We start from the raw sequence: 15,454 nt of genomic DNA, 5'->3' as shown, positions 1-15,454 counted from the left end.
ATCGTTCAATAATCCCTAACTTAGCCTTCTCAAAACTAATAATCACCTACTTAGTTTTCAATAATTTCTAACACAAAAAGCCGCCTGTCGCCCTTCGTCAGCCGTCTTCCAAATAAATAGCCATGCCCGAATTTTGTCACCTACATTGTCATACCCAATATTCCCTACTCGATGGCGCAAGCGACATCGGCGTAATGATGGACAAAGCCGTAAAAGATGGTCAAAAAGGTGTTGCCTTGACCGATCACGGCAACATGTTTGGAGCCTTCAAATTTGTAGCCGAAGCCAACAAACGAAACATCAAACCCATTGTCGGTTGTGAATTTTACATGGTCGAAGACCGCCACAAACAAGCCTTTTCCCGAGCTAAAGGCGAAAAAGATGTGCGCTACCACCAATTGATGCTCGCCAAAAACCAAGTCGGATATCACAACCTCGTCAAACTTTGTTCCTTGGGTTACATTGAAGGAATGTATGGTAAATATCCACGAATTGACAAAAGTTTGGTCGAAAAATACCATGAAGGAATCATTGCCAGTTCCTGCTGCATTGGTGCTGAAGTTCCACAATTACTTTTGCACAAAGAATACGACAAGGCAGAAGAAGCATTGAAGTGGTGGCTCAATATTTTTGGAGAAGATTATTATATTGAAATTCAAAGACATCGAGGCTTAGAAAACATTGACAATTCAGGAGTCAGTCAAGAAGACATCAACCAGCATTTACTTCGATTGGCGAAAAAATACAATGTCAAAGTCATTGCCACCAACGATAGTCACTATGTAGAAGAAGAAGACTCCGATTCACACGATATTTTGCTGTGTGTCAATACAGGCAATTTATTGGAGGAGAAAAATCGCTTCAAATTTCCCTCCTCAGATTTCTACTTCAAAACGCAGGCAGAAATGGGGCAAATCTTTCAAGATGTGCCTGTGAGTTTGGACACCACAATGGAAATTTTAGACAAAATCGAGCCACTTCAATTGGCACGAGATGTACTCCTTCCAGCTTTCCCGATTCCCAAAGGCTTTAACACCCAAGACGATTACCTCAGACACCTCACCTTTCAAGGTGCAAAAAAACGCTACGGTACGATTACCCCCGAAATTGAAGAACGCCTCAACTTTGAACTCGAAACCATCCGACGAACAGGTTACCCTGGTTACTTCTTGATTGTGCAAGATTTTACGACTACTGCAAGACAAATTGGCGTAGCGGTAGGGCCAGGTAGAGGATCGGCGGCAGGATCGGCGGTTTCTTATTGCATTGGAATTACCAACGTCGACCCCATCAAATACGACTTGCTTTTTGAGCGTTTTTTGAATCCAGAACGTATATCCATGCCCGATATTGACATTGATTTTGATGATGAAGGGCGGCAGAGAGTAATTGATTATGTGGTAGATAAATATGGGAAAAGTCAAGTTGCCCAAATCGTAACCTATGGCTCGATGAAAGCCAAATCTGCACTGCGAGATGTGGGGCGTGTAATGAATATTCCCCTACCAGAAGTAGATAAAGTAGCCAAAACATTTCCCGATCATTTGAAGGCAAGTTTGGCAAATGTATTGGCTGAAGGTGATGTCGATAAAAAATTGAAGGAGAACCTCAATGCCGATGAATTGCAGAAAGCGCATGAGTTTCGCAAACTCGCCGAAGGAAATTTACCCATTGCCCAAATGATTCGAGCCGCCAAAAAACTGGAAGGTTCTGTTCGGAATACAGGTGTTCATGCTTGTGGAGTGGTGATTACACCTGACGATGTGACCCAATACGTTCCTGTCTCAATGGCGAAAGACAACGACCTCTATATTTCGCAATTTGACAACAGTGTGGCGGAAGATGCGGGTTTGCTCAAAATGGACTTTTTGGGTCTCAAAACGCTGACCATCATCAAGGATGCAGTCGAAATGATTGAGGAAAACCATGGCGTTAAATTGGACATTGACGAAGTACCTTTGGACGATTTGAAAACCTATGAACTCTTCCAACGTGGTGAAACAGTCGGTATTTTTCAGTATGAAAGTGCTGGAATGCAGAAATACATGAAGGAATTGAAGCCCACTACCTTCAATGACCTCATTGCGATGAATGCCCTCTACCGCCCTGGCCCATTGGAGTACATCCCAAACTTTATCAATCGAAAGCATGGACGTGAGGAGATTGTCTATGATTTGGATGCGATGGAGGAGTATTTGCATGAAACTTATGGAATTTGTGTAACTGGTGACACTTTGGTTTTCAATCCAAAAACGGGTGAGCGCACTCGCCTTGACCAAATTGCAGGCAGTGCAGAAATCTTTGAAGTACAAGGTGTAAGTAAGGATTTAAAAACAAAATTTGCGAAAGTCAGCTATTGGGTCTGTAATGGTGAAAAAGAGGTTTGGGAGGTCAAATTGAAGAACGGCAGCAAGGTTCGTTTGACTCCCAACCACCGTGTTTTGACCGAAAATGGTTGGCAAGAAATTGGTGATTTGAAGGTAGGAGATGCGATTGCAACTCCTCGAAAACTGGAGGTAATTGAAGGGAAGGAATACGACAAAACGGCTTTGAAGGTCCTGGCTGAACAGCAACTTATTCCTGAATTTGTGTTTTCATTGAAGGAAGAATTGATTGTATTTTTTGTGGCAGAACTTTGGAAAAATTGTGATTTTTCGGAAACTGCAAAAAGAACTTTTACAACTGGCTCTGAAAAATTTGCTTTTGATTTGCAGACGCTTTTGTTGAGGTTGGGGATTGCTGCAAATATCATTCACCGCACTATCCACACAGCGAATGAATTCGCTGATATAGAAAACATTTATGAGGTTGCTATTACAGATTTCGAGCTTTTTCAAAATTTGTGTATTGTTAATTTGCAAAAAGATTCTGATAAGAATCAAATATTTATAGAACAAAAGACAACAATTCTTACAACTTCTATGGGAGTTGAACACCTACGGAGTTCTGAATCTATAAATTACAATAAGGCTACAAATATTGAAGTCCTAACGGACTTAACAATCAATGAACATATCCAATTATCTGCCAATAGCTATACATTTTGTCATTCTAAGCAACAAGATTCTTGTAGAATGACAAAAGAGAGCCTAAATATTAACTGGCAAGAAATCACCTCCATTGAAGCAGTCGGCAAGGAACTTGTTTATGACATCACAGTTGAAGGCATACACAATTTTGTAGGCAACAACATCATTCTGCACAATTGCGTCTATCAAGAACAGGTCATGCTCCTGTCCCAAAAATTAGCCAACTTCTCCAAAGGTGAAGCCGATGTATTGCGGAAGGCGATGGGGAAAAAGCAGAAATATGTGTTGGACAAAATGTATCCTCAGTTTTTGGAAGGAGGGGACAAAAATGGACATCCAAAGAAAATTCTGGACAAGGTTTGGAAGGATTGGGAGGCTTTTGCTTCGTATGCCTTCAACAAATCCCACTCGACCTGCTATGCTTTGGTGGCTTTTCAGACTGCCTATTTGAAGGCGAACTATCCTGCCGAATTTATGGCGGGGGTGTTGAGTCACAACATGAAAGACATCAAAAAGCTGAATTTCTTTTTGAGTGAATGTAACCGTATGGGACTTACCTGCAAGTCGCCCGATGTGAATGAGAGTAACATCAAATTTGCGGTGAACAAAAAAGGCGAGATTCGTTTTGCGATGGCGGCAGTGAAAGGCGTTGGAGCAGCGGCAGTAGAGGACTTGATTGCAGAACGAAAAAAAGGGGGAGCATTCAAGGATATTTTTGACATTGTGAAACGGGTCAATTTGAGGACGGTGAACAAAAAGGCGTTTGAAAACTTGGCTTTGGCGGGTGCTTTTGACAATTTTGGACTGCATAGAGCGCAATATTTTTACGAACACAATGGAGAGGATGCTAACTTGATTGAGCGTATTCTTCGATTTGGCAATCAATACCAAAAACAAGGCTCGACTTCTCAAATGAGTTTGTTTGGAACTGCGGTGCTGGATGAGGAGGTAGCGACTCCAACGGTCTATGAATGTGAGGAATGGGGCTTGATGGAAAGGTTGAAGCAAGAACGAGAAGTGACAGGTATTTTCCTTTCGGGGCATCCTTTGGATGATTACAAAATGGAGGTGGATTTTTTCTGCAATGCTACTTTGGAGGACATTACCAAACGCCCAAATAGTGACCTGATTATTGGCTGTATTGTGATGTCTGCCGAACATAGAACGACCAAAAACGGCAATGGATTTGGTAAATTTTTGGTGGAAGACTTCAACAATAGCTATGAGATTGTCTTGTTTGGAGATGATTATTTGACCTTCAAAAACTACTTAGAGGAAGGTCTTGCTATACAAATCAAAGGACAGTACAAAAATCGTGGTTGGGGCAACAATGATCGCTATGAGTTCAAACTTTCGAAGGTGCGTTTGCTTTCTACAATTTTGGAGGAGGAAGCCAAAATGATTACGGTCAGCATTCCGCTCGACATCATCGACAATACGTTCATTACTCGTATGCAAAACCTCTGTCACCAACATCCTGGTAAAATGGCTTTGGCTATCAATGTGATTGACCGCAAGAATGGCTATGGGAAGGTGGAGTTGTTTTCTAAGTCTTTGAAGCTGGATGCGAAAAAGGAGGTTTTTGAGAAATTGAAGGGGTTTGGGGAGATGCGGGTGAAGTTGAATTAGTTGTCGACTGTTGCCAAGATGAATTGTATATATTTTCATACTAATAACAAACTCTTTTCTTTTAAGAGGCTGTCTTGATTTGTCATATAATTAAATAATCCATTCGTATTATTATTAAACGACTCTTGCCACCATGATCCGAATCATCGCCAGTTGAATCATGGTTTTGCTGGTATCTGGATTAAACTCATAATCTTTGCTTAATCTTCTATAATGCTCAAACCAACCAAAAGTACGCTCTACTATCCAGCGTTTAGGCTGCACCGAAAATCCTTTTTGTTGCCTGCTTCGTAAAACTATTTCTATGACCCAATGTTTGAATCTCTTCGCCCAGTCTCCTCTATAAGTTCCGTCTGCTAATATTTTCACCAATCGCCAAAATTTTGATTTTACCCCTTTAGCTAATAGGATAAATCCTTCTTTATCACTAACATTAGCAGCTGTAATGGCTATGGCAATAATCAACCCCAAAGTATCTACCATAACGTGTCGCTTGCGTCCTTTTATCTTCTTATTGCCATCAAAACCTTTCGTTTCTTCGATAAACGTACCAGTAGCTACGCTTTGGCTATCCACTATGCCTAAGCTTGGACTGATGAATTTGCCTTCTTTTTGGCGTACTAATCGGCGTAAGGCTTCATGTAGTTTTGCCCATATTTTTTGTTTTTTCCAACGGTAAAAATAGTCATAAACAGTTTTCCAAGGTGCAAATTCTTTAGGTAACATACGCCATTGACAACCTGATTTCAATACATAAAATATCCCATCAAGTATTTGAGTACGTAAGTCCCATTTACGTTTTCTTTGGTTATCTAAAAGTTTTTCAATAACTTCCCATTCGGCATCGGTTAGACTGCTACTATACATATTTATTGTTTTTAAGTTTATCAACTATGTATTAGTATATATAACTAACTGATGCCTTTTTAGTTCATTTCTCTAAAATCAAGACAGCCTCTAAGAAATCATCAAATTTTATTTTGGTGGTATAAGAGAGATTTTTTACTTTTGGATATAGAAGGTATATACGTAACTGATTTTGTTCTTGAAGATGTTACACACCACCAATAAAAAATACAAAACGGCATTTTAAAGTATCTTATCATAGTAATTCTATATGTTGGTAATATGCCAAAAAGTTAACTAAATATTGAAGTAGGCATAACTTTTAAATTATTTACATGAAATACTTAGTCCTCATTTTAACTTTCATTCTTGGTTGTTCAGGCCAGCCTGAAACTTCAACGAGTTCTATAAAAACCTCTCTGAATTTTCATGAAGCGTTTTGACGAGTTCAAAGTGGCTCAACCGAAATATGCCGAAAGGATACTCATTGGGCATTATTCGGGGTCGAACCATTTGGTTGATTAAAGAAAAAAGAAGGCAGTGCTAAACGTTATGGTGCATATAAAATCAACAATGGTATAATAGCCTCGAATATACTATCAATAGTTCGGGTAGTTTTTATTAAACGCAGAGAGGCATAGAGATTTGATTATTAATTTATTAGAAAAACGCTACGGACTATTGTACTATTCGTCAATGAATATTTTTGAATGACTCACTCAATGATAAACTTAGAACAAGACATTCTAATTTCTCGACTTACTGTTAGACTTCGAGAGAAATCATCAAAGGCAGTAATCGGAACTGGACTAATTTACTATTCGGATGATTTTAGGGATAACGTTTATATAATAACAGCCTCACACTGTTTGCACAATGATGGAGATTCTTTTCAAGAAACACTCTCCTCCCTACTCATAGACATGTACAATCCTATAGAAAAAAAATACTTATCAATCAACGTAAGTCACATAAACGAAAATCTCCTATTTAAAGATTCAGATAAGGATTTGGCTCTAATACTTCTAAATAAATCGGAGGTGGAAAGTATAATAGGAGGTATTCCAAAAGTAAGAGTTGTGACTACTCGACAAAATAAAACGCAATTCATTGTTAAAGGATTTCCAAATGCTACAATGGGAAAAGAACTTGATGTAATTTATCCCACATGGAAACAGGAGTTAACGGCAGTTCGAAAGTTTCAGTTGCAATTAAACGAAGATTACAATGACTATGCGACTGAAGGGTTTTCGGGGAGTGGCATTTTCTTGAATGATAACGAGTATGTGTACTTATTTGGCATCTTCACGAGATTTCGCCCAGAAGATAGAGGCAGGGTTATTTATGGTCAGCATATTGAATTGGTTAATGAATTGCTCTCACATAACTTTTTACCTTCTATAAAATTTGATTACTTAGGAGGTAATAATCTGAATCACAGTTTTTTTAAGAACAATGTAGAAAAGGCAATTCATAATTTAGGGCAACGCTATAGGAAGGAACTCAATTTAGAACTACCTATTTCCAAACTGTTCAATGATCTCGTTCGTGACAAGGATTTTGAACACCGTTTTCTTCAAGCAATCGACAATTGGATAAATCAAAATCGATACTCAAACCCAAAAGAAGAATCTGCACTTTTCGATATTGAGACTGAGCAAAACAATCTGAAAACAAATGTAACAAATTGGATTGAGTCAATCTCTATCAATGTGCCTAATATCATTGACTACACATGGATTACTGACGAAATCAATCGTATATCTGAATTGATTAATAAAAAGCAATCAGAGTTGTATGAACTTCAGAGAGAAAAAATAAAAGCAGAAAAGGATACTAAAAAGACATTCAATTATAGAGTTCCTTATGAAACTGAACTAAGCTCTTTAAGAGAAATGCAAACAAAGAATAGGGAATTGGAAGATGATTTACAGAACAAAGTAAATGTTGAACTTACAAATAATCCTGTGTTAATTGTTAAAGGGGAAGCAGGAAGCGGAAAATCTCACCTTTTAGGAGATATAGCTCAAAACAGATTGGAACGAGGACGACCATCCATCCTACTTTTGGGACAACATTTTAAATCTGGGGTTGGAAGCGTAGAAAAGAACATTTTAAGTCTACTAGGGCTTGAAATGAACATGGATAATTTTCTGAAGTCTCTTAATAAAATAGGCGAACAATTAAATGAAAGAATACCTATTCTAATTGATGCACTGAACGAAGGAGGAGGTGTTCGTTTGTGGAGGGATGAGGTTTTTGGATTAATAAATACTATTGTTAAGCACCCATATTTAGGTGTCGCTTTGAGTATCCGAACGACCTATTTTGACCTAATGTTTCCAGAAGGTATTCCTCAAAAAATTTCGATTATAAACCATGAAGGGTTTGCAGGTAACGAATACGCAGCATTAAAACTTTTTTGTAAGCATTATAAGCTTAAACAGCCAGACTTCCCAATACTGGCTCCTGAATTTACCAAGCCCCTGTTTTTATTTTTGATTTGTAAAGGGGTACAAAACTCTCCAACAAAAGAATTTCCTCAAGGTTTTCAAGGTATTGGGACAATATTCAACTATTACGTCAAAGCATTAAAAATCCAATTTCAAAAACTACGTGAGGAATACTATTTAGCACCTAACCTAATCTCGAATGCAATACAAAAGTTTTCATTAGAGTGTTTCAATAAAAAGGAGAGCGTATTATTGCTTGAGGATGCTCATATATTCTTCAATGCGAATTTCTCTAAATATCCGTTCCTATTGAATGATATGATACAGGAAAGTGTCCTTATCAGGAATTGTAAGGAGAGCTATAGTGCTGGAGAAAAGGAAGAGGTAATATACTTTGCATATGAACGATTTGGCGACTATTTCATTGCTAATGAACTCATTAAATACTTCAAGAATCAGGAAGAAGTATTAAGAGCATTTAGCAAAGAAGAGGAACTCGGTAAATTGATGGAAGAATATTATTGGAAATACGGAGGTGTTTTGGAGTCTCTCGCAATTTTACTACCAGAAAAGCATGGGTTAGAATTATTTGAGGTATATAGCTGGGTGTATGAGGATATAAAAAAGGACGAATCCGAACTTAGAAATATCATTATTGACTGGCAAAACGGATTCCTATTAGACAGCCTGAAATGGCGAACTATCGAAAGCATCAATGAAGAAAAACTAATTAAGTGGTTTCAGGGAGATTTCTTCAATGTTGACTTTGATAATTATTTACTCACTATTGAACAACTTGCAACAATAAAAAATCATCCATTTAATTCGGATAGACTACATCAAATCCTTTTAAAAATACCAATGCCAAAAAGAGACAGCTTTTGGCAACGTCACGTTTTATGGTATTCAGGGTACAACGATAATGAAATTGGTTTTCCTCTTCGCCGATTGATTGATTGGGCATGGTCTCCCTCTATTTCAAGTTCTGTTGACAGTGAAACCGCAGTACTGGCTGCTCAGACGTTATCATGGCTACTTGCATCAACTAATCGAAAGCTAAGAGATGAAGTAACCAAAGCTATAGTCAACTTACTCGAACAGCAGCCAACTGCACTCCTTAACCTACTTACAAGGTTTAAAGCTGTAGATGACATGTATGTTCAAGAAAGACTTTATGCAATTACATATGGATGCATACTCAGAACAGAGCGACAAGATTCAATTAAATTAATAGGGAACTTTGTATATAATCAGATTTTCAAAGATAATCCACCTGAACACGTTTTACTTCGTGATTATGCTCGCAACGCAGTTGAGTATATGATTTATAGAGGTTTGGGTGAAGAAATAGATGCACGGAAAATTCGTCCGCCATACAAGAGTGACTTACCTATTTATCCAACAGAGGAAGAAATTAGTGTCTATGATATAGACCATAAAAGCCCTGAATACGATAAAAAGTTTGGAGGAATATACAATGGAATATATTTCTCAGTGATTTCATGGGATTTTGGACGAAAAACAGTTGACCCGAGTATTGAATTTTTTTTCCCCATTAGCTTTACTAAAGAGCCTGGTTACAAGAAATTCATTGATGAATTATCAGAAGAACAAGAAAAACATCTTACTCTTTTGAGTGAAATGATTAATTCAAAAGAACAACTTCAAAGCAAAAACAACAGGTATGAAATAGAAAGGTTGGGTGGACAAGAGAAATACGATAAGTTGCTTAAAGAGCATGAGAAAGGAGTCAAAGAAGGATTTGAAATTCTTAGAACTCTTTTTAATGAACAACTCGAATACGTAATCAAAAGTATAATCCCCTATTTACAGGATGTTAAAAGACTTAGTAGTTCAAACTATTATTGGAATTTTTTTAATACTGCTCCTGTGAAAAGATGGATTGTAAAAAGAGCACACGAATTAGGTTACGATGTCAAATTACATGGAAGATATGACCAAAACAATGGATATCGTAACAGTAGACCAAATACTGAGCAAATTGGCAAAAAATATCAGTGGATTGCATTTCACCAAATACTCAGCATTCTTGCTGACAATCATAAAATCAGGGATAGGTATTTAGATAAGAACTATAAATATTACCAAGGAGCATGGCAATTTTCTGTAAGAGACATTGACCCTATATACACAACTAAGAATACTGAAGAATTACCTGAAGATGATATGATGATCTTAGAAAAAGAATACAAATGGTGGCATGATGACGAGTATTCTTTTTGGAATCAAGAAAATCAGGAATGGGCAAGAAACATAAATGATTTGCCCGAAGTCAAATATATAATCTCTAAAAAAGATGTTAGTAATGTTGAGTGGCTATTTTTGAACAAGTTTACCAAATGGAATATGCCAAAGCCGATGAGTGTAGACAAATATTCCATGTATAGAAAAGAGTTGTTGTACATGATTCAGGGGTATATAGTCAAACGAGATGATAAAACACAAATAGTTGAATTTCTGCAGGGCAAGAATTTCTGGGGAAGATGGATGCCAGAACCAAGTAGTGAGTTTAACCAACTTTTAAATAGAGAGAAATATTGGTCTCCTGCATACAATAGTGTTGAGAGAGAGAATTCGTGGAAAGAAATCTACTATAATAATAACCCAACTGGACTATTCGTTATGTGTGGTACGCAAGATGCTAAAGCACATATCAGTGAGGATAAATCTGGAGCAGAATCAACTTATAATATTCCTTGTGAGCAACTTTTTAATGACCTTGAACTAATTTATGCTCCTAATGACGGCGATTTTGTTAACTCTAAGGGAGTATTAACAGTTCAAAACATTCCCTTATCTGGTGGATTAATGATAAACAAACAAATCTTTTTAAATTATCTGGAAAAGAATGATTTGGATATAATTTGGACTCTTCTTGGAGAAAAAATGGCGCATAGCTTACATAGGGAACAAAGTGATTTTGGAGTACCTTGTGGGGTATTCTATCTTGAAAATGGAGAAATAAAGGGACAATTAAATTACTATGAAAGAGATTAAAAAAGAAATATTTTTCTACCAAGCTGAATGTGGTGATGCTTCTAGAATAAGGTATTACGGAAGTGATGGTAAATACCATAATATTTTTATTGATGCAGGATATAGAAGAACTTTTAAAGGTATCATCTCCTCTCATGTAAATGAAATTCAAGCAAGTGACGAGTCAATTGACTTATGGATTGTATCGCATATACATGATGACCATATTGGTGGAATAGAACAGTTCATTAAACAAACCAAATCTGGAGAGTCTAAAGACACTACTAATCTTTGGCTTTATAATCGTCCTAGAAGAACAAATCAATATACAAAGGATAATAAATCCGTAAGTGTTGCTAGGAGCATTAGGCAAGGTGATATACTTTCGAAGTATCTTGAAAGTATCAATAAGGTTCCTACAAGGGATATTGTTTCAAGTATAAAGCCCATTGACCTATTCGGCTTAAAAATCTATATTCTTACTCCTTCATCAGAAAAGCTTCACAAGTTGAGAGCAAAATATGAGAATAACCCCAAACTGCCACTGGAAAAACAAGAGGGAGAAGCCATTAGTGAAGCCAAAAGAGCCGTAAGAGATGATTATCATATAAAACTTAATGATTTTGACCTTTCTATTTGGGATGAAGATAACTCCATTGAAAACGGAAGTAGTATTAGTGTAATGACTGATTATGATGGAATAAGAACTCTTTGGCTTGCTGATGCTCACCCAAGTGATATTGTCTCAACACTTGATTCAATGGGATACAAAAAAGATAATAAAATTGTCTGTGACTTGGTTAAGGTTACTCATCATGGCAGTAAAGCAAACAATAGTGATGACTTATATAGCTTGATTGACTGTAAAAACTTCCTCTTTAGTGCGAACGGAAAAAATAAGCATAAATTACCAACTAAAGAATCTATCGCAAGAATACTCAGAAATGAAAATAGGAAAAATGAAGAACATTACATTCTTTATTTTACACATGATAATGAAGTTCTCAGAAATATTTTTGCAAATGAAGATAATGCAATTTTTGAGGAGTTAAATTTTTCAATCATTTTTTCAAATGAACCAAAATTTCTAAAATTTGAATATAAATAAAAACGACACCACAATCGAGCAGGTAGCCCGTAAGCAGTTTGCCTACGGGAGTTTCTCACACCGCCGTACATCAGACTGTTCACTATTGCTGCCTTACTCAATGATAGTTTTCGCCAAAATTCATAAGCCCTTCCCTCCAAGCATTTGAAGACGATAGTTCATAGATTTGTAATTGAAGTATTTTCAAAACAAACACTAAAACAAACATGGCAAAACCAATAACCCCCTTACTAGGCTGTGACGTTTTTGTGGTAAACAAGGAACTTGAAGTATTGCTCATCAGAAGAACGGATAATGGACGTTGGGCAATGCCAGGAGGTTGTAATGATTTAGGCGAAACCCCAAGTGAGTGTGCCATAAGAGAGTGCAAGGAGGAGACTGGTTTTGAGGTGAAAATATTGGATTTGATAGGCGTTTGGAGCTCGATACATTACGAATATGTATATTACCCGTGGAAAGAGAACGAGTTTGTTCATTTGGTTTTTAGGGGTGAAATTGTAGGCGGAAAAGCTAGGACTTCGAGCGAATCGGATGAAATCGCATGGTTCAAGGCAGATAATTTACCTCCATTATCTGACGGTCATGAAACAAGGATTAAATATGGATTTGAGTTCTTAGAGAATAACGTGGAAACCTACTTTGAATAATTCACCATTCAAAGCACACACACTGTTGCGAGTACACTCCGTCCATTATAAGCAATTTACTCAATGCGTTCAGTCCTAAAATGGTATGAAGAAGAAACGAACAAAACAAATAATCAGAATCGTATTGCTCTTGGGAACTATTATCTCCCTATTCTTTGTCCCTTGGCTATTGGTAAAAGCATGGATTAAGCCTTTGCCAAATACTGTTCAAGAGCAGTTAGATGAAGCTATTGGTCATGGATTTGATGGAATGATTGTGTATGTAGATGAAGGTGGAAAAGAACCCAAATTTTATGCAGCTGGCTGGAAGAATCGAGAAAATAAAATACCTGCAGACCCTCATTCCTTATTCAAAATTGCGAGCATAAGCAAGCTGTATGATGTTGTGGCTATCTCCAAATTGGTAAGTGATGGATGTCTTTCTTTGGATAAAACCATCGCCGATTATTTACCAGAGCTTGTAGGAGGAATTGAAAACGCTGAGAAAATTACCTTGAGGTTGATGATACAGCATAGAAGTGGCATTCCCAATTTTACAGATGCTCCGAATTTTTGGGCTGCTCCAACGCAGACCTTTGAAGAAAGTCTTGCATTGATTCTGGACAAGCCCGCTAACTTTGAACCTGGTGAAGACTACGAATATTGTAACACGAATTACCTTTTAATCAATAAGATAATGGATGATGCATTGGGTTATCAGAACTTCCAATTCATTCAAGAAGAAATTCTAATGCCGTTAAATCTTAACCATACCTTTGGTTCACTAAGTGAAGTCAATATGGACGATGTGATGAGTGGCTATCATGTAGGACATCCCTTTGATTTAAAGGCAGACGAACACGGCATGTTAGCCACAGCAGAAGACGTGGGTATTTTCCTTAGGGCATTGAATGACGGGTCATTGTTTGAACAGGGAGAACAGGAAATATATTCCTCCATTTACAAGTATGAACATGGTGGTTGGGTTCCAGGATACCAAAGTTTTGCAAAATATCACAAAGACCTTGATGCGGTTCTTATTCAGTTTTACAGCACAACCGACTCTAAACTGTACAATTGGAACTTGTCAGAAATCATAAATAATAGAATTGTCAAAATATTGAGGAGAAGTAAAAGCTTATAATTGAATAGCCTATATTCAAGTGACTTTAAACCAAATTTTGTTATCAAATGGACATACAGAATTTAGAACATAACGATATAAATTTTATCTCAGACTTACTTCCAATCGGTTGGGAAGACGTTCTTCCGATTATTGCCTCTTATACAAACACAAAATTTTGCTTTCCGATTAAAGCGAGTATTGACAAAAAAATAGTGGGCATTGGGACTGCAATAATTCACACGAAAACTGCTTGGTTGGCTCATATTATTGTTCACCGTGACTATAGAAATCAAGGTATTGGGACGATAATCACCCAAACTTTAGTTGAAACCTCCTATTCAAAAGGCTGTGAAACAATCAATCTTTTGGCAACCGAGCTTGGTGAGCCTATTTATAAAAAAATTGGTTTTGAAATAGAAACTGAATATTTAATTTTTAGGTGTGAAGGAGCAAACGAAGCATTTGAAAATTCCGAAAATATTGTTGCAATTAACGGTGACTTCAAAAAACAAATTTTAGATTTAGATAGAAAAGTTTCAGACGAAAACAGAATTTTGCTTCTTGAACCACACCTTTCAAACGGCTTTGTATATTTACAGGACAACGAAGTGAAAGGTTTTTATTTGCCGAATTTAGGACACGGTTTAATAATAGCAACGACAAGTTCAGCAGGACAAGAACTAATGAAGTTACGCTTGAAATCAAAAGATTTCAATGCATTTCCAATTGACAATTTAAGTGCGAGAGAGTTGATGAGACAAAATAATTTCAATGAATTTCGAATAGAAAAACGAATGCGATTAGGAAAGAAAAGAAATTGGCAGCCCCAAAATATTTATGCCATCATTGGAGGTAACTTAGGATGATGACTATGTTAAAGTCGAGTTGTTTTCTAAGTCTTTGATTTGGATGCGAAGAAACTATAAGAACAGAAGCATGGACAATATACTTTTTAACTATATTTCTAAATATATGCTATTGACTGATGAGGAAAAGAAAACCATCACAGACTTGGATATATTCAGGCAATTTAAGAAAGGAACAATGCTTCTGGAAGAGGGGCAGCGGTCAAAAGAAGGTTATTTTGTACTAAAAGGCTGTATGAGGAAATTTTACATCATTGATGGGGAAGAAAAAACGACCAATTTTTATACCGAAATGCAAGGGGAAGTACCTGAATGTGTAGCAACCCAAAGACCATCGTCCTATTATCTTTCGTGTGTGGAAGATTCCATAATCTCTGTTTCTACTCCTGATATGGAAGCAGATGTTTTCGCCAAATTTCCAAGATTTGAAAGCCTATGCCGTATCATTTCCGAAGAATTGTTGGTGAAAAGTCAAGCCTCACTTGACGACTTTAAGAATTCTTCACCTGCCCAGCGATATGAAAACTTATTGGAAACCAGACCTGATTTGGTCCAAAGAGTTCCACAACATCAATTAGCAAGTTTTTTAGGAATTACCCCACAATCATTAAGTCGTTTGAAGGCAAGGCTGATGAAAAATAAAACATAGAATCGCTTTATTTCTTACCTTAAGTGAACGTTTTTTACCCTCTTCTAGCTGCAATTTTGCACTATCTTTTAACTTAAACCTTAAAAATATGCAAAATTGGATTTCAGTAATTGTTTTAACCTTAA

Annotated in this window: 8 protein-coding genes; 7 read left to right on the top strand and 1 reads right to left on the bottom strand. The window is 36.9% G+C overall.

Features of this window, described 5'->3' with window-relative positions; genetic code table 11:
• Positions 1 to 122 precede the first annotated feature (122 nt).
• Complete coding sequence (gene dnaE / locus R3E32_25685) at positions 123 to 4,658, top strand: DNA polymerase III subunit alpha (protein MEZ4888146.1); 4,536 nt, start codon at positions 123 to 125, stop codon at positions 4,656 to 4,658.
• Between the two features lie 114 nt (positions 4,659 to 4,772).
• Here dnaE and R3E32_25680 read toward each other — a convergent pair whose 3' ends face one another.
• The gene (locus tag R3E32_25680; GenBank protein MEZ4888145.1) at positions 4,773 to 5,525 is read right to left on the bottom strand and encodes an IS5 family transposase; all 753 of its coding nucleotides are present in this window, start codon (positions 5,523 to 5,525) and stop codon (positions 4,773 to 4,775) included.
• Positions 5,526 to 6,226: 701 nt separating this feature from the next.
• Here R3E32_25680 and avs2 point away from each other — a divergent pair.
• The 6 genes from avs2 to R3E32_25650 all read left to right on the top strand — a co-directional run bounded on the left by avs2 (position 6,227) and on the right by R3E32_25650 (position 15,329).
• The gene (gene avs2 / locus R3E32_25675) at positions 6,227 to 10,975 is read left to right on the top strand and encodes an AVAST type 2 anti-phage system protein Avs2 (GenBank protein ID MEZ4888144.1); all 4,749 of its coding nucleotides are present in this window, start codon (positions 6,227 to 6,229) and stop codon (positions 10,973 to 10,975) included.
• Complete coding sequence (locus tag R3E32_25670; GenBank protein ID MEZ4888143.1) at positions 10,962 to 12,062, top strand: MBL fold metallo-hydrolase; 1,101 nt, start codon at positions 10,962 to 10,964, stop codon at positions 12,060 to 12,062. The genes avs2 and R3E32_25670 overlap by 14 nt, the downstream gene beginning before the upstream one ends.
• 206 nt (positions 12,063 to 12,268) lie before the next feature.
• Positions 12,269 to 12,709: an NUDIX domain-containing protein gene (locus tag R3E32_25665; GenBank protein ID MEZ4888142.1), complete on the top strand. Its 441-nt coding sequence runs from the start codon at positions 12,269 to 12,271 to the stop codon at positions 12,707 to 12,709.
• A gap of 85 nt (positions 12,710 to 12,794) precedes the next feature.
• Complete coding sequence (locus R3E32_25660) at positions 12,795 to 13,832, top strand: serine hydrolase domain-containing protein (protein MEZ4888141.1); 1,038 nt, start codon at positions 12,795 to 12,797, stop codon at positions 13,830 to 13,832.
• 47 nt (positions 13,833 to 13,879) lie between these two features.
• Complete coding sequence (locus R3E32_25655) at positions 13,880 to 14,680, top strand: GNAT family N-acetyltransferase (protein MEZ4888140.1); 801 nt, start codon at positions 13,880 to 13,882, stop codon at positions 14,678 to 14,680.
• Positions 14,681 to 14,750: 70 nt separating this feature from the next.
• Positions 14,751 to 15,329, top strand: coding sequence for a hypothetical protein (locus tag R3E32_25650; protein ID MEZ4888139.1), 579 nt, complete (start codon positions 14,751 to 14,753; stop codon positions 15,327 to 15,329).
• Positions 15,330 to 15,454 lie beyond the last annotated feature (125 nt).

This window comes from Chitinophagales bacterium (genome assembly GCA_041392475.1).
Lineage (GTDB): Bacteria > Bacteroidota > Bacteroidia > Chitinophagales > UBA2359 > JAUHXA01.
Note: the sequence above shows the minus strand (reverse complement) of the source record. Positions and strands in the feature narration are given on the sequence as shown.